Here is a 15,310-nt window from a genome sequence, read left to right as displayed (position 1 = left end):
TGCCGTTCGGCTTCCGGCGCCGTCCGTGCGCGCGTACGTCCGTACGTCCGCCGGGAGTTCGGCAGGATTTCGGCAGGAGCTCGGCAGGAGCTCGGCAGGAGGGAGCCCGGATGCGGGTCGCGCTGTTCGCCACCTGCGTCAACGACGCGCTGTTCCCCGCCACGGCGGTGGCCACCGTCCGGCTGCTGGAACGGCTCGGCGTGACGGTGGACTTCCCCGCCGGGCAGACCTGTTGCGGGCAGCCGCAGTACAACACCGGCTACCGCAGAGCCTGCGAGCCGCTGCTCCGGCGGACGGCGAGGGCCTTCGCCGGGTACGACCACGTGGTGACGCCCTCGGGCTCCTGTGTGGCGATGGTCCGGGACAACTACCCCCGGATCGGCGCCCGGGCCGCCACCGAGGGCCGGGGCACCGAACTCGCCGACCTGGCCACCGCGCTGGTGCCCCGGGTGGTCGAACTGACCGAGTTCCTGACCGACGTGCTCGGCGTCGAGGACGTCGGCGCGTACTTCCCGCACACCGTCACCTACCACCCGTCCTGCCACGGCCTGCGCCTGCTCGGCCTCGGCGAGCGCCCGCGCCGGCTGCTGGGCGCCGTCAGGGGCCTGGAACTGGTCGAGCTGCCCGGGGCGGAGGAGTGCTGCGGCTTCGGCGGCACCTTCGCGGTCAAGAACGCGGCGGTGTCGGCCGCCATGGCCGAGGACAAGATCGCCAACGCGCTGGGCACCGGCGCCCGCGTGCTGTGCGGCGCCGACAACTCCTGCCTGCTCCACCTCGGCGGCACCCTGCGCCGCCGGGGCGCACCGCTGCGGCCGCTGCACCTGGCGGAGATCCTGGCCGGCACCGAGGAAGACCCCTGGAGGCCGTCGTGAGTCACGCGTTCCTCGGCATGCCCGCCTTCCCCGAGGCCGCCGCCGGGGCCGTACGGGACGAGCGGCTGCGCGCCAACCTGCGGCACGCCACCCACACCATCCGCGACAAACGGGCCCGGGCCGTCGCCGAACTCGCCGACTGGGCGCGGCTGCGCGCCGCGGGGAAGGCGATCAAGGACCACACGCTGCGCCACCTCGACCGCTACCTGGTGCAGTTGGAGGAGTCCGTCACGGCGGCCGGCGGCACCGTGCACTGGGCCGCCGACGCCGAGGAGGCCAACCGGATCGTCGCCGGACTGGTCAGGGCCACCGGTCGGACCGAGGTCGTCAAGGTCAAGTCCATGGCCACCCAGGAGATCGAGCTCAACGAGGCGCTGGCGGCCGAGGGGATCACCGCCTACGAGACCGATCTCGCCGAGCTGATCGTGCAGTTGGGCGACGACCGGCCCTCGCACATCCTGGTGCCGGCGATCCACCGCAACCGCGCCGAGATCCGGGAGATCTTCGCCGACCGGATGGCCGCCTGGGGCCGCCCGGCGCCCGAGGGCCTCACCGACTCCCCCGCGGAACTCGCCGAGGCCGCCCGGCTGCACCTGCGGGAGAAGTTCCTGCGCGCCGAAGTCGCCGTCTCCGGCGCCAACTTCATGGTCGCCGAGACCGGCACCCTGGTGGTGGTCGAGTCCGAGGGCAACGGCCGGATGTGCCTCACCCTGCCGCGCACGCTGATCTCGGTGGTCGGGATCGAGAAGGTCGTGCCGACCTGGCGGGACCTGGAGGTCTTCCTCCAACTGCTCCCCCGCTCCTCCACGGCCGAGCGGATGAACCCCTACACCTCGCTCTGGACCGGGACGACGGCGGGCGACGGCCCGTCCGAGTTCCACCTGGTGCTGCTGGACAACGGCCGCACCACCGCGCTCGCCGACCAGGTCGGCCGCCAGGCGCTGCGCTGCATCCGCTGCTCGGCCTGCCTCAACGTCTGCCCGGTGTACGAGCGGGCCGGCGGGCACGCCTACGGCTCGGTCTACCCGGGGCCGATCGGCGCCATCCTGACGCCCCAACTGCGCGGCACCGCGAGCCCGGTGGACGCCTCGCTGCCGTACGCCTCCTCGCTCTGCGGGGCCTGCTACGAGGTCTGCCCGGTGGCGATCGACATCCCCGAGGTGCTGGTGCACCTGCGCGAGCGGGTCGCCGAGCAGGGCGGGCACCCGCTGGAGCGGGCCGCGATGGCGGCCGCCGGGTTCGTGCTGGACCACCCGGCGGCACTCACCGCCGCCGAGCGGCTGGCCGGCCGCACCCGGCGGCTGCACCCGCGCCGGCTGCCCGGGCCCGGACGGGCCTGGAGCGACACCCGGGACCTGCCGGAGGTGCCGGCCGAACCGTTCCGCGACTGGTGGCGGAGGAACCGCAGATGACCACGTCCGACCGCAACCCGACCGAACGGCCCTCCGGCTCCCGAGAGTTGGTCCTCGGCCGGATCCGGGCCGCGCTCGGCGACAGCGCCGCCGTCGCCGAACAGCCACTGCCCCGCGACTACCTGACCGCACACGTGCCGACGGACGACCCGGCGGCGCTGCTCGACCTGCTGCACCGCAACCTGGCCGACTACCGGGCCCTGGTGCACCGCTGCCCCGAGGACGAACTGCCCCGGAGGATCGCCGGGTTGCTGGTCGAGCGGGGCAGCCGGACGGCCGTGGTGCCCGCCGGGCTGCCGCCCGCCTGGCTCACCGCGGCCGAGGCCGAGGGGATCGAACTCCTCCCGGACGACGGGACGTTGACCGCCGCCCGGCTGGACGCGGTGGACAGCGTGGTGACCGGCTGCGCGCTGGCCGTCGCCGAGACCGGGACGATCGTGCTGGACGCTGGCCCCGGCCAGGGGCGACGGCTGCTCTCGCTCGTCCCGGACCACCACGTCTGTGTGGTGCGGGCGCCGGAGCAGGTCGTCGCCTCGGTGCCGCTGGCGCTGCCGCGGCTCGATCCGGTACGGCCGCAGACCTGGATCTCCGGGCCGTCCGCCACCAGCGACATCGAGCTGGACCGGGTGGAGGGGGTGCACGGGCCGCGCACCCTGGAGGTGCTGCTGGTCACGGCGCCGGGAACCGGCTCCGGGCGGACCCTCACTCCGGCCTGAGTTCCAGGGTGCAGCACTTCGCCCCGCCGCCGCCCTTCAGCAGCTCCGAGACGTCCACCGGGACGGGCTGGTACCCGTGCTCGACCAGGCGGCCGGCCAGGTTCTTGGCGGCCTCCGGCAGCAGCACCCGGCGGCCGTCGGAGACCGCGTTGAGCCCGAACACCTCGGCGTCGGCGCGGTCGGCGAGGATCGCGTCCGGGTAGAGCGCGCGCAGCACCGAGCGGCTGTCGGCGTCGAAGGCCTCCGGGTAGTACATGACGTGGTCGTCGCCGAGCACCGCCAGTGCGGTGTCCAGGTGGTAGAAGCGCGGGTCGACCAGGGTCAGGCTGACCACGGGGACGTCGAACAGCTCCCCGGCCTCGGCGTGCGCGGCGCGCGAGGTGCGGAAGCCCGTCCCGGCGAGCATCCGGCGGCCCACCACCAGGTGGTCGCCCTCGCCCTCGTTGACGTGCCCGGCGCGGCGCACCTCGCGGTAGCCGCGCTCGCGGAACCAGGCCTGGTAGGCCTCCGACTCGGCGGCCCGCTCCGGGTGGCGGAAGGTGGCGACCAGGGCCCGGCCGTCCAGCACGGTGGCGCCGTTGGCGGCGTACACCATGTCGGGCAGGCCGGGCACCGGGTCGATCAGCTCGACGGTGTGGCCGAGCCGGCGGTACGTCCAGTAGAGCCGTTCCCACTGGCGCAGAGCGAGCGCGGTGTCGGTGGGCTGGGAGGGGTCCATCCACGGGTTGATCGCGTAGTCCACGGTGAAGTGCGTCGGCCGGCACATCAGGTAGCGCCGCGGCCGGGCGTGGCGCTCCGGAGTCTGCGTGAGCATGGCTCAACCATCCTTGGATCGCGGGGAGTTCGTCGCACGGAGTTCGGGGTTCACGGGGCCGAACACCTTCGTTCCCAAGGCGGCTGCCCCGACGGAACCGTTCGCACACCCGGACGGGCGCTCCCAGCGGTCGCACGCCCCCGCGCACCCGGCGCAGGCACCGGCGCACCGGGCCTGCGGGACCTTCGGGGCACCCGGGACCTTCGGGGCCTCCGGCGGCCCGTCGCTACCAGCGCACCGCGCCGAAGTCCACCGGCCCGGGCCGCAGTTCCGCGCACCGCTCGGCCAGCGCCCGCAGCCGGCGGTCCGCCTCCTCGACGGGCATCCGGCGGCGGTCGCCGTGGCCGGGCAGCAGCCACTCGAAGCGCAGCACACCGATGCCGCGCCGCAGCGAGGCGGCGAGCTCCTCGATCGAGTACCAGGTCACCGACTCCACCACCTCCATGTCCCCGGTGGTGCGGGACCAGTACAGGCTGTCGCCGCTGAAGCAGTACCGCTCGTCCGCGAGGTAGAGCACGCTGCCCCGGGTGTGGCCGGGGAACGGGTGGGCGACCAGGCCGGGCGAGACCTCCGTCGGCCCGGTGCCGCACAGCACCCGGTCGGCGTCGGGGGCGGCCGCCAGATCGCCCTCGTGGATCCAGAGCCGGGCGCCGAACCGCTCGGCGTACGCCCGGCCGTGCGCGGCGTGGTCGCGGTGGGTGAGCAGGACGTCGGTGACTGGGCCGAGCGCGGCGTACCGGGCGGCGAGGGCCTCGCTGTAGCGCGGCGTGTCCACCATCACCCAGCCGCCCGGGCGGCGGCAGAGGTAGGAGTTGGCGCCCGCGGTGCGGCGGGAGTTGTGGCCGAGCAGCAGCAGGTCGTCGGCGAGGGCCAGCGGGAACGGGTCCCCGGCCCGGTCCAGCGCGCCGGAGCCGGGGCGGATGGATCGGGTCGGGCAGGCGTGGGCGGCGGCGAGCAGTTGCCGGCGCTCGGCCGCGTCGCGCGGCTGGCGGACCAGCTCGGAGCGGCCCTCGTGCTCGCGGACCAGGCCGGGCGCGAGTTGCCGGGCGACGTCGCAGTTGGTGCAGCGGTCGTCGATAAACCAGTGCTCGGGCAGGTCGGGGCGCGGGTCGGTGGTCATGGATGCCTTCCCCAGAAGGACGGCGGCCGGTCCGGCCGCTCCCTTCGAGGATCCGCCGGACCGGCCGGAAAGCGGAAGGGGGAGCGGATCTTGTGCTTTCCGGGGACCGGCTCTCTCAGCGCGTGGAGGGCCCCAGGAGGGCACGTGGCCCATCTCACGTGCCGCCGGGGTCACCTACGGTGGCGTAGGTCACTTGATTGGGTGAACTATCTCCTTCATGCCGAATCTCCAGGAGACCCTTGACCTCGATTCGTATGCCGCCCTCGGGGACAGCTTCACCGAGGGCCTGAACGATCCCGGCGTCGACGGCAGGTTCGCCGGGTGGGCCGACCGCCTCGCCGGGCTCCTCGCCGCCGGACGCCCGCCGGGCGCCTTCCGCTACGCCAACCTCGCGGTGCGCGGCCGACTGCTGGACCAGATCACCGCCGAGCAGGTGCCGCAGGTGCGGCGCCTCCAGCCCGACCTGGTCACCTTCTGCGCCGGCGGCAACGACATCCTCCGGCCGGGCGCCGACCCGGACGAGGTCGCCGAGCGCTTCGAGGCCGCCGTCGTCCAACTCGCCGAGAACGCCGGGACGGTGCTGATCTGCACCGGCTTCGACACCAAGGACGTGCCGCTGCTGAAGCACCTGCGCGGCAAGATCGCCACCTACAACGGGCACATGCGCGCCGTCGCCGACCGCAACGGCTGCAAGGTGGCCGACCTGTGGTCGCTGCGCGCGGTGCAGGACCGCCACGCGTGGAGCGAGGACCGCCTGCACCTGTCCCCCGAGGGCCACCAGCGGGTCGCCCTGCTGGCCGCCCGCTCGCTGGGCCTGCGCACCGAGCAGGACCCGGAGGCCCCGTGGCCGAACGCCCGCGCGCTCAGCCCCGCCGACCAGCGGCGGGAGAACATCCAGTGGGCCCGTGAGCACCTGCTGCCCTGGGTCGGCCGGCGCCTGCGCGGCGAGTCATCGGGCGACCACCTCGAGCCCAAGCGACCGGAGCTGCTTCCGTTCTGACGGCCCGTCAGGACGGTCGGCTCAGGCGGCTTCCGCTCAGGCGGCTTCCGCTCCGCCGGCTGCTGCGACCCGGGAGGTCCGCAACAGCCGGTGGAGCAGGCCCGCGCAGCCCGCGCCGACCAGGTACCAGAGCAGGTCCGGCGGGTTGAAGGTCGAGCCCAGCACCAGCCGGGCCAGTGTGCTGTGCCGCCCCCAGGCGTCCGGCAGACCGGTGAGCTGGAACAGCTCCACGGCCCAGCTGAGCGCGGCGGCCAGCAGGGCGGCCCGGCCGGGGCGCACCCTCGGCACGGCCAGCACCAGCAGGGCGTACAGCAGGACGGTGTAGAGCGCGTCCCCGGCGCACTTGGCGAACTCCCCGCACAGCACCGCCCGCACGCCCAGCCCGGCCACCACCGTCAGCACGGCGGCGCACCCCGCCGCCAGGCGCGTACGCCGGTGCGCCCGAAGACCGTTCCCCCCGAGATCGTTCATCCGCACCACGCTACCCGGCACCTCACCCTCCCCCGAACGCACGCTGCCCCCAGGGGCCTTCACCTGCCCACAACGTCCGCCCCCATGCCCCACGCGCTCCTCCCCGCCCCCCGCACCACCGCCGCACACCGCAAGCGGACCGCCCTCCCCCGGAACCACCGCGCCACCCCGTACGTCCATCCCCCGGACGAACGTCCGCGCAGGTCGCGGGCGGGGTGAGGACCGGAAGGGACGGGCTGGGAAAGTGGCGCACGTGGGTGGGGCCGAGGTGGTCGAGGCACAGTCGGGGCCGACGGCGGGGCGGGACGAGCGGACCCGGCGCGGGTTCGCGGTGGCCGGGTTCGCCTCGGCGCAGGACGGGCGGGCGCGGGAACGCGGCAAGGAGCTGCGGACGCGGGTGCCCCGGGAGCGGCACGCGGAGTTCACGCCCGCGCCCGACCGGCCGACGGCCGTGACCGCGCTGGAGGCCTCCAACACCGGCCGAATAGCCCGGCTGGTGCCGATCCGCGTCGGCCGGATGGCCGCGACCCCGTTCGCCTTCCTGCGCGGCTCGGCCGGGCTGATGGCCGCCGATCTCGCGTTCACCCCGGTGACCGGGGTGAACGCACAGCTCTGCGGGGACGCGCACGCCGCGAACTTCGGCCTGTACGGCGATGCGCGCGGCCAGATCGTGCTGGACATCAACGACTTCGACGAGACCGTCCGCGGTCCCTGGGAGTGGGACCTCAAGCGGCTCGCCGCCAGCCTGGTGCTGGCCGCCCGGGAGACCGGGGCGAGCGAGGCCACCGCGCGCGAGGCCGCCCAGCACGTGGCGGGCTCCTACCGCCGGACCGTGCGCACGCTCGCCAAGCTCCCCGGACTGGATGCCTGGAACGCCATCGCGGACGAGCAGTTGGTCTCCTTCGCCGAGGCGCACGACCTCGCCGAGGTGCTGCGGAAGGTCGGCGCGAAGGCGCTCGGCAACACCAGCGCGCGGTTCGCCGCCCGCAGCACCACCCGGACCGCGGACGGCGGTTGGCGCTTCACGGCCGCTCCCCCGGTGCTCACCGAGGTGACCGACGCGACCGCCCGCGCCGTCGCCCACGCGCTCGGCCCGTACGTCGAGACGGTGCCGGCCGAGGTGCGCACCCTGCTGTCCCGTTACCGGGTGCAGGACGTGGCGTTCCGGGTGGTGGGCACCGGCAGCGTGGGCACCCGCTCGTACGTGGTGCTGCTCACCGACCACCGCGACCAGCCGCTGGTGCTGCAGGTGAAGGAGGCCCGGCCGTCCGCGCTGCTGCCGTACCTGCCGGCCGGGGCGCAGTCGGAGCCGGACGGGCACGAGGGCCGCCGGGTGGTACTCGGCCAGAAGCACATGCAGGTGGTCAGCGACACCCTGCTGGGCTGGACGACCGTCGACGGACTTCCGTACCAGGTACGGCAGTTCCGTAACCGCAAGGGCAGTGTCGACCCGGCCGCGCTGCAGCCCTCGCAGTTGGACGACTACGCCCGGATCACCGGCGCCCTGCTGGCCCGGGCGCACTCGCACACCGTCGACCCGGGCCTGCTGGCCGGGTACTGCGGCAAGAGCGAGGCGCTGGACGAGGCGGTCGCCGCCTTCGCGGTGGCCTACGCGGACCGCACCGAGGCCGACCACGCGGACCTGCTGACGGCGGTGCGCAACGGGCGGCTGCCCGTCGAGCACGGCGTCTGATCCGCCCGGCCCGGGCCCGGCGGTTCAGTGGCCCGGCCCCCGGTTCAGCGGCCCGGCCCCGGCGGTTCAGCGGGCCAGGAACGGCGCCACCGCGGCGACGAACTCCGCCGGCCGGGCCGCGTGCACCAGGTGCCCGGCCTCGACGGTGACCAGGCGGCAGTCCGGGATCAGCCGGGCGAGTTCGGCGATCCGCTCCTGCGGGATGTGGCTGGCCGGGCCGCCGGCCACCGCCAGCGTGCGGGCGGTGATCCGGGCCAGGCCCGCCCGCCAGGCCGGGTCGGGGTCGTCGAGCTGGGCCCGGACCGCCCGGACCATCGCCCAGTCGAAGTGCACGTCCGCGTCCGGGTCCTCGGGCAGCGCGCTCGCCGGGCGCGGGTACAGCGCGGGGATGTCCTCCAGGACCAGCCGGTCGATCCGCACCGGCGCGGCCTGGGCGAGCAGGTAGGCGACGGCGCCGCCCATCGAGTGGCCGACCAGGTCGACCCGGGCGAGGCCGAGGGCGTCGAGGAAGGCCCGCACGTCGTCCCGCATCGCCTCCAGGGAGTAGAAGGCGGTGCGGGAGCTGTCGCCGTGGCCGCGCAGGTCGAGCGCGTACACGCGGTGGGCGGGGGCGAGGTCCGGCAGGACGGTGTCCCAGTCGGCGGCGCGTTCGCCGAGGGCGTGCAGCAGTACCAGCGGCGGTCCGCCGGGCCGCCCGCTCTCGCGGTAGGCGAGCGTCGCTCCGGGCAGGTCCACGGTCCGGTTCCGTACGTCGGTCATGCCCGCCACAGTACGGTCCTGGCATCGGCTAGCGGACCGGCGTTCGCCCTCGGCTCACCGCGACCGGTTCCTCCTCGCGCTGCTCCCGCGCCGCGGCCCGGCCGGCGAACACCGAGGTCAGGACGGCGAGTCCGGCCACCGCGGCGCACACCACGCTCGCCGTCAGGTAGGCGGAGCGGTGCCCGCCGCCGCCGGCGGTCTCCCGCAGGTAGACCCCGGACAGCGCCGAGACCGCGACGGCCGCCGCGATCCGCTGGGCCATCTGCAGGATCGCCCCGCTCACCCCGGCCGCCTCGGCCGGCGCGTGGCGCAGCACGTACGCCTGGTTGGTGGAGCCCATCAGGCCGATCGAGGCGCCGCCGAGCAGTTGCAGCAGCGCCAGCAGCCAGGGCAGGACTGTGACGGACGCCCAGTGCGCGAGCAGCCCGCTGAGCAGTATGGCGAGCGCGGAGCCGGCCATCGCGGCGGTGACGGTGCGCCGGCCGTGGCGCTGGACGACCCGCCAGGCCAGCGCGGAGGCCACGCCCATCGCCACGGCGGAGGGCAGCGCGACCAGCGCGGCGCCCATCGGGGAGAGGCCGAGGCCGTCCTGGAGGAACATGGTCAGGACCAGCGAGGCGGCCAGCGAGGAGCCGAACTGGGCCATCGCGGTGGCCGTCCCGAGCGCGTACGGTGCGGAGCGGGTGAGGGCCGGGTGGATCAGTGGCCGGCCGCCGGCCCGGGCGTAGCGGCGCTGCCACCAGGCGAGCGCGCCGAGCAGCAGCAGGGCGGCGGCCGCGAAGGCGAGCCAGCCGGTCCAGCCGGGCGGCCGGACGAAGGGCAGCATCAGGGCCAGGGTGAGCGCCGCGACCAGCAGCAGCCCGAGGACGTCGAGGTTGGCGTTCCGCGCGCTGGGGCGGGGTTTCGGCAGGTGACGGGCCGCCAGGACGACGGTGGCCAGGCCGAAGGGGACGTTGAGCAGGAAGGTCAGCCGCCAGCCGTGCTCGGGGCCGGCCAGGGCCAGCACCGCGCCGCCGATCGGCGGGCCGAGCGCGAAGGCGAGGCTGCCGGTGACGGCGTACATGCCGAGGGCGCGGGCCCGCAGCTGTCCGTCGAAGACGTCCTGGAGGGTGCCGATCATCTGGGAGTTGACCAGGCCGGCGCCCGCGCCCTGCACCAGCCGGGCGGCGATCAGCACGCCGGGTTCGGTGGCGGTCGCGGAGACCAGGCTGACCAGGGTGAACAGGGCGAGGCCGGTGACGAAGAACCACTTGCGGCCCCTGACGTCGCCGAGCCGCCCGCCGGGGATCAGCGCGAGGCCGAAGGCGAGCGAGTAGCCGGCGACGATCCACTGGAGGTCGGCGGGCCCGGCGTGCAGGGTCTCGCGCAGGGCGGGGATGGAGGTGTTGAGGACGGACTGGTCGAGCAGCGTCGTGAAGCCGCCCGCGACGCAGACCAGCAGGACCCGGCGCCCGGCGGCGTCGAAGCGCTCCTTGGGCTGCTGGGACTTCCCGGGCCCCTCGGGGGCCCTGCTCCTCCCGGGCTCCTCGGCTATCGGGCCGGTGGCGGCGCTCACGGTTCGACCACCACCAGCGCGTACCGGGCCTCGCCCGGGCCGAGGCTGCGGAAGCGGTTGGTGGCGCCGACGTAGCGCAGGCAGTCGCCGGGGCCCAGCGGCTGCGGTTCGCCGTCCACCGTCAGCTCCAGGTTCCCCTCGAACAGCCAGAGGTGGTGCTCCCGGCCGGGCGGGCAGGCGCGGTCGTAGGCGATGTCCGCGCCGGCCGGCAGCCGGCCCTCGATGATCTCCGCCCGCAGCGAGCCGTGCGGCGGCGAGACCGACCGGCGGACGAAGCCGGTCGTCCCGTCCCGCCAGACCTGCTGCTCCCCGGCCCGCACCAGCCGGTCCGGGCCGGACTCCACCTCGGCCAGCAGCCGCGACATGGTCCGCCCGTACACGGCGCACAGCCGCCCGAGCAGCGCGGCCGTCGGACTGACCTCCGCCCGCTCCACCCGTGACAGCGTCGACCGGCTGACGTCCGCCAGCCGGGCCAACTCCTCCAGGGTCCACCCGTGTTCCAGCCTCAGCTCGGCGAGCCGCTGTGCCAGCCGCTCGTCGGCGGCCGTGTCGATTCCCATATTCGTGATGCTATCCCGGATCTGAGATCCACTCACCGGGCGTGGGCCGGCGGATCCGTCCGCCCGGAACCTCAGGAGTGACGCGATCCCCCGGAACCCCAGGAGCGGTGGGCGACCGTCGTCCCGCTCGAAGCCGCGGCTTGACGGGGCCTCGGCCCGCGAGGGGCGCCGATCATATGATGTGCGCCGAATCGTGGCCGGTCGGCGGCCCGTGAAGCGAGGGGGACCAGCGTGTTCGGCATCATCAGACCGTGTAGGCATCGATTGTCCGAGCGACTGCAGACCTCGTGGATGGCCCACCTGTGCGGGCTCTGCCTCGCGCTGCGGGACGACCACGGGCAGCTCGCCCGGACGGCGACCAACTACGACGGTCTGATCATCTCCGTGCTGGTCGAGTCCCAGACCGCCCGGGAGGACTCCTCCTGGCGCCGCACCGCCGGGCCCTGCCCGCTGCGCGGCATGCGGACCGCCTCCGTCGCCAAGGGCGAGGGCGCCCGCCTCGCCGCCGCCGTGTCCCTGGCACTCGCCTCGGTCAAGATCCGCGACCACGTCGAGGACCGTGACGGCGTCTTCGCCCGCCGCCCGGTCGCCGCCGGAGCCCGGGCCGTCACCCGGCGCTGGGACCGGAAGAGCGCGGGCAGCGCCTCGATCGTCGGCTTCGACACCGCCGTGCTGCTCGACGCGGCCTCCCGGCAGGGCGAGCTGGAGCGCTCGCTGCGGCCCGGCGGCTCCGTCCTGCTGGTCACCGAGCCCACCGAGACCGCCACCGCGGCCGCCTTCGCGCACACCGCCGTGATCGCCGGGCGCCCCGGCAACGCCGCCCCGCTCGCCGAGGCCGGGCGGCTGTTCGGCCGGCTCGCCCACCTCCTGGACGCCGCCGAGGACCAGGCCGCCGACGCGGCCTCCGGCGCCTGGAACCCGCTGACCGCCACCGGGACCGACCGCGCCGAGGCCGAGCGGCTCTGCCGGGACGCCGTGCACGGCATCCGGCTCGCGCTGGGCGAGGTCGAACTGACCGACCGCGCGCTGGTGCACGTCCTGCTCGCGCACGAGACCGAGCGCGCGGTGGAGCGGGTCTTCGGCCCGGCCCGGCACGGGGCGAGCTGCCGCCGTCCGGACTCGGCGGGCGATGCCGCGGCCACGGGTGCGGCGGGCGGCACCACGGGCGAGCACCCGCACCAGGCTCCGCCGCGGGAGACGCCCCCCGGCCAGGCGCCGGTCCCGCCGTGGGTGCCGCAGGGCCCCGGCTTCACCCCGCCCGGCGAGAAGCCGCCGAACCCGCGCAACCTGCTCGCCGGGTGCGCGGTGTGGGCGCTGATGGCCTGCAGCTGCCAGTTGCTCTGCTGCGACCACAACGACCCGTTCAGCCGCGAGCGCCGCGAGGGCTTCTGCCAGCGGCACGACTGCGACTGCCCCGACTGCGACTGCTCCGGCTGCTGTGACTGCTGCAACTGCTGCGACGGGGACTGCTGCGGCGGGTGCGACTGCGGGTGCGACTGCTGACGCGGCCGGCCGGTCAGCCCCTCCGGGCGGCGTCGGCCTCCCGCTCCTGACCGGCCGCCACCGGCCCGGGGTGCCCCCGCAGCACCCCGGGCCGGTCCGCGTTCCGGTCCTGCCCGGCCTCGCCGCGCCGCCAGAGCGGCAGGACGGCCACCGGCATCACCGCCGGCGGGCACAGCTCGGCGCACTCAGGCATCGCGCCCCGCCGCCTTCCGGTCCACCGCCAGCGAGTCCTCCAGCCGCGCCAGCAACTGCCGGAACCGCTCGGTGTCCTGCTCCGTCATCCGCCCCTCGGGCAACGCCCCCGGCCACTCGGCCGCTCTCTCGTCCATGTGCCCGAGGCTAGGCGGCGACGATCAATGGGAGATAAACGCGCGTTGACGCGAAATGTGCTTGCCCGGCGCGGTCCGGCCCGGACGTAGGGCGGTTGTCCGGGGCGGCCGGGCGATGGGCTACCGGGCCGCCGTCGCGCCCAGCAGCAGCCGGGCGGCCTCCCGGGCGTCGGCGGCGGCCGTCGGGTCGCCGTGGACGGCGGCGCTGGTGATCGCCCCCTCGGCCAGCAGGGCCAGGTGGACGGCGGTGGCGGGCGGGGCTCCGGCGGCCTCGGCCAGGCCCGCGAGGTAGCCGCCGAACTGTTCCTTGTGGTGCCGGGCCGCGGCCACCACCGCGGGGCTGACGGCACCCAGCTCGCCGAGCGAGTTGACGAAGGCGCAGCCCCGGAACCCGGGCTCGGCGAACCACCGGCCGAGCCAGTCGAAGACCGCGAGCAGCTGCTCCCCGGGGGTGCCGCCGGTGCGCGAGACGTACACGGCGAGGCTCGCCCGCCAGCGGCCGTCGCGGCGCCGCAGGTAGGCCTCGACGAGCTCGCCCTTGGACGGGAAGTGCTGGTAGAGGCGGCGCATGGTCAGGCCGGAGGCGGCCCGGACGGCGTCCATGCCGACCGCCTGGATGCCCTGCCCGTAGAACAGCTCCTCGGCCGCGTCCAGGATCCGGGTCCGCTGGTCGTCCTGCTCCATCTGCCGTGCCCTTTGCGTGAGAACGATGGTTCTCCTATGGTAGCCACACCAGTGAGAACGATCGTTCTCATCAACGGAACACCCATTCCGAGGAGCCTCCATGCCCGAGACCGGCACCGAGCAGCGCCCGCCCCTGCCCCCGTTCACCGAGGATTCGGCCCGCCTGAAGGTCCGGGCCGCCGAGGACGCCTGGAACACCCGGGACCCGGAGCGGGTCGCCCTCGCCTACACACCGGACAGCCGCTGGCGCAACCGCTCCGAGTTCCTCGCCGGCCGCGAGCGGATCGCCGACCTCCTCACCCGCAAGTGGCGGCGCGAGCTGGAGTACCGCCTGATCAAGGAACTCTGGGCGTACGGCGGCGACCGTATCGCGGTCCGCTTCGCCTACGAGTGGCACGACGACGCCGGCCACTGGTACCGCTCCTACGGCAACGAGAACTGGGAGTTCGACGGGAACGGCCTGATGGCCCGTCGGCACGCCTCCATCAACGACCTGCCGATCACCGCCGAGGAGCGCCTGTTCCACTGGCCGCTCGGCCGCCGCCCCGACGACCACCCGGGCCTCACCGAGCTCGGGCTCTGAACGGTGCCCTCCGCGGGGCCCGGGCGCACCCGCGCTGTTCCACGGCTGTGACACGGCGGGCATCCGCCGCTGACCTCGCGCTGCGAGGCTCCTTACCGAAAGCGAACAGCAATCGAGGGGGACCAGGAAGATGTCCGTGCGCAACAGCTCCATGCGGAACCGATTCGGCACCACCGCGGCGATCGCCCTGATGGTCAGCGTCGGCACCGTCCTGATGTCCGCCTGTGGCCCCGAGAACGGCGATTCCGCCCCCACCGCCGCCCCGACCGGCAGCGCCGCCCCGACCGCCCCCGCCCCGACCGGCAGCGCCCCCGGGGCGGGGGCGCCGGGGACGGCCGCGCCCGGCGCCCCCGCCCCCTCCGGCAGCGCCGCGCCCGGCGGCAAGGAGGTCAACGGCACCTCGGCCGCCAACCACCTGACCATCTCCACCGGCACCAGGACCGTCGCGCTGAACGGCACCACCGTCGACTTCGGCACCGTCGTCCGCGACCTGGCCTGGTCCCCCGACGGCAGGAAGGCCGCCTTCGTCAACGGCGACGGCGACCTCGTGACCGCCAACCCGGACGGCAGCGGCAAGGTCGTCCTCGCCAAGAACCCCGGCGGCGAGACCTGGTCCCACCCCACCTGGCGGCACGCCACCAAGGACCCGATCGTCACCGACACCGGCGACAAGGCGCTGGAGCGGTTCGCCGCGATCGTCTTCACCTCCGAGAAGGGCGGCACGCTGCGGCTGGAGAAGGTCGCCACCAAGTCCCCCGGCGCCACCCCCGAGGTGCTCACCCCGAGCAGCTCCGAGGGCGGCGGCGATCCGATCCCGCAGCCGCCGCAGACCGGCAACACCTGGGCCAACGCGGGCGGCCACCGGGGCGAGATCGTCTACGCCAACACCCCGGCCAACGAGGTGTACCTGTACGACGACTACATCCGGCCGTCGACCCGGGAGATGGGCAAGGGCTCGCAGCCGGCCCTCTCCCCGGACGGCGAGCACCTCGTCTTCGTCCGCTCGGTGAACGGGCACGACCACCTGTTCACCCGCTCCACGCAGGGCGACCAGAAGGCCGAGAAGGACCTCACCCCGTCCGCCGCCACCGACTACACCCAACCCGCGTGGTCCCCCGACGGCAGGACCATCGCGTTCCGCACACCGGACGGCATCAGCACCCTGCCCGCCGACGGCTCGGTCGCGCCGACCCAGGTCTCCACCATCAAGGGCCTGCCCTCCTACCGCCCCTGACGGTA

17 protein-coding genes are annotated in these 15,310 nt (G+C 74.9%); 8 read left to right on the top strand and 9 right to left on the bottom strand.

Annotated elements, in window-relative coordinates; genetic code table 11:
- The first annotated feature begins 110 nt into the window (after positions 1-110).
- The 3 genes from ACGF0D_RS13460 to ACGF0D_RS13450 are packed head-to-tail and all read left to right on the top strand — an operon-like array spanning position 111 to position 3,000.
- Positions 111-872 (top strand): (Fe-S)-binding protein, encoded by a 762-nt coding sequence (locus tag ACGF0D_RS13460; protein ID WP_392915667.1) that lies wholly within the window; start codon positions 111-113, stop codon positions 870-872.
- A 17-nt stretch (positions 873-889) separates the two neighbouring features.
- Positions 890-2,284, top strand: coding sequence for a lactate utilization protein B (locus ACGF0D_RS13455; protein ID WP_392915761.1), 1,395 nt, complete (start codon positions 890-892; stop codon positions 2,282-2,284).
- Positions 2,281-3,000 carry a lactate utilization protein C gene (locus ACGF0D_RS13450; protein WP_392915664.1) on the top strand — a complete coding sequence of 240 codons (720 nt, stop codon included), beginning with the start codon at positions 2,281-2,283 and terminating at the stop codon, positions 2,998-3,000. Before ACGF0D_RS13455 ends, ACGF0D_RS13450 begins: the two co-directional genes overlap by 4 nt.
- Here the strand turns inward: ACGF0D_RS13450 and ddaH are convergent.
- Complete coding sequence (gene ddaH / locus ACGF0D_RS13445; RefSeq protein WP_392915661.1) at positions 2,987-3,814, bottom strand: dimethylargininase; 828 nt, start codon at positions 3,812-3,814, stop codon at positions 2,987-2,989. The two genes, ACGF0D_RS13450 and ddaH, sit on opposite strands and share 14 nt — an antisense overlap.
- Positions 3,815-4,040: 226 nt before the next feature.
- Positions 4,041-4,934 (bottom strand): 4Fe-4S domain-containing protein, encoded by an 894-nt coding sequence (locus ACGF0D_RS13440; RefSeq protein ID WP_392915658.1) that lies wholly within the window; start codon positions 4,932-4,934, stop codon positions 4,041-4,043.
- A gap of 217 nt (positions 4,935-5,151) precedes the next feature.
- On the opposite strand from ACGF0D_RS13440, the gene ACGF0D_RS13435 reads away from it, so the two are divergent.
- Positions 5,152-5,934, top strand: coding sequence for an SGNH/GDSL hydrolase family protein (locus ACGF0D_RS13435; RefSeq protein ID WP_392877958.1), 783 nt, complete (start codon positions 5,152-5,154; stop codon positions 5,932-5,934).
- A gap of 36 nt (positions 5,935-5,970) precedes the next feature.
- Here ACGF0D_RS13435 and ACGF0D_RS13430 read toward each other — a convergent pair whose 3' ends face one another.
- Positions 5,971-6,405 carry a DUF2809 domain-containing protein gene (locus ACGF0D_RS13430; RefSeq protein ID WP_392915655.1) on the bottom strand — a complete coding sequence of 145 codons (435 nt, stop codon included), beginning with the start codon at positions 6,403-6,405 and terminating at the stop codon, positions 5,971-5,973.
- A 244-nt stretch (positions 6,406-6,649) separates the two neighbouring features.
- Between ACGF0D_RS13430 and ACGF0D_RS13425 the strand changes: the two genes are divergently transcribed.
- Positions 6,650-8,098 (top strand): DUF2252 domain-containing protein, encoded by a 1,449-nt coding sequence (locus ACGF0D_RS13425; protein ID WP_392915653.1) that lies wholly within the window; start codon positions 6,650-6,652, stop codon positions 8,096-8,098.
- 66 nt (positions 8,099-8,164) lie between these two features.
- Here the strand turns inward: ACGF0D_RS13425 and ACGF0D_RS13420 are convergent, their stop codons facing one another.
- Genes ACGF0D_RS13420 through ACGF0D_RS13410 form a run of 3 tightly spaced genes read right to left on the bottom strand, consistent with a single transcriptional unit; the run spans position 8,165 to position 10,972 of the window.
- A complete protein-coding gene (locus ACGF0D_RS13420) occupies positions 8,165-8,857 on the bottom strand; it encodes an alpha/beta fold hydrolase (RefSeq protein ID WP_392915650.1) in 693 nt (230 codons plus the stop codon).
- A 28-nt stretch (positions 8,858-8,885) separates the two neighbouring features.
- Positions 8,886-10,412: an MFS transporter gene (locus tag ACGF0D_RS13415; protein WP_392915647.1), complete on the bottom strand. Its 1,527-nt coding sequence runs from the start codon at positions 10,410-10,412 to the stop codon at positions 8,886-8,888.
- Entirely contained in the window at positions 10,409-10,972 is a 564-nt protein-coding gene (locus ACGF0D_RS13410; RefSeq protein ID WP_392915644.1) for a helix-turn-helix domain-containing protein, read from the bottom strand. Before ACGF0D_RS13410 ends, ACGF0D_RS13415 begins: the two co-directional genes overlap by 4 nt.
- A gap of 231 nt (positions 10,973-11,203) precedes the next feature.
- Between ACGF0D_RS13410 and ACGF0D_RS13405 the strand changes: the two genes are divergently transcribed.
- A complete protein-coding gene (locus ACGF0D_RS13405; RefSeq protein ID WP_392915641.1) occupies positions 11,204-12,475 on the top strand; it encodes a DUF5685 family protein in 1,272 nt (423 codons plus the stop codon).
- A gap of 13 nt (positions 12,476-12,488) precedes the next feature.
- Here the strand turns inward: ACGF0D_RS13405 and ACGF0D_RS13400 are convergent, their stop codons facing one another.
- From ACGF0D_RS13400 to ACGF0D_RS13390, 3 genes are all read right to left on the bottom strand, one after another.
- A complete protein-coding gene (locus ACGF0D_RS13400) occupies positions 12,489-12,668 on the bottom strand; it encodes a hypothetical protein (protein ID WP_392877972.1) in 180 nt (59 codons plus the stop codon).
- On the bottom strand, positions 12,661-12,804 hold the full coding sequence (locus ACGF0D_RS13395; RefSeq protein WP_392877974.1) for a hypothetical protein: 144 nt from the start codon (positions 12,802-12,804) through the stop codon (positions 12,661-12,663). The genes ACGF0D_RS13400 and ACGF0D_RS13395 overlap by 8 nt, the downstream gene beginning before the upstream one ends.
- Positions 12,805-12,924: 120 nt before the next feature.
- Positions 12,925-13,488 carry a TetR/AcrR family transcriptional regulator gene (locus ACGF0D_RS13390; protein ID WP_392877975.1) on the bottom strand — a complete coding sequence of 188 codons (564 nt, stop codon included), beginning with the start codon at positions 13,486-13,488 and terminating at the stop codon, positions 12,925-12,927.
- Between the two features lie 100 nt (positions 13,489-13,588).
- On the opposite strand from ACGF0D_RS13390, the gene ACGF0D_RS13385 reads away from it, so the two are divergent.
- Positions 13,589-14,071 carry a DUF1348 family protein gene (locus ACGF0D_RS13385; protein ID WP_392915639.1) on the top strand — a complete coding sequence of 161 codons (483 nt, stop codon included), beginning with the start codon at positions 13,589-13,591 and terminating at the stop codon, positions 14,069-14,071.
- 136 nt (positions 14,072-14,207) lie between these two features.
- A complete protein-coding gene (locus tag ACGF0D_RS13380) occupies positions 14,208-15,305 on the top strand; it encodes a hypothetical protein (RefSeq protein WP_392915636.1) in 1,098 nt (365 codons plus the stop codon).
- Positions 15,306-15,310 lie beyond the last annotated feature (5 nt).

Source organism: Kitasatospora sp. NPDC048298 (assembly GCF_043201465.1).
In the GTDB taxonomy this organism is placed as follows: Bacteria; Actinomycetota; Actinomycetes; order Streptomycetales; family Streptomycetaceae; genus Kitasatospora.
This window is presented reverse-complemented; position numbering and strand designations above follow the sequence as displayed.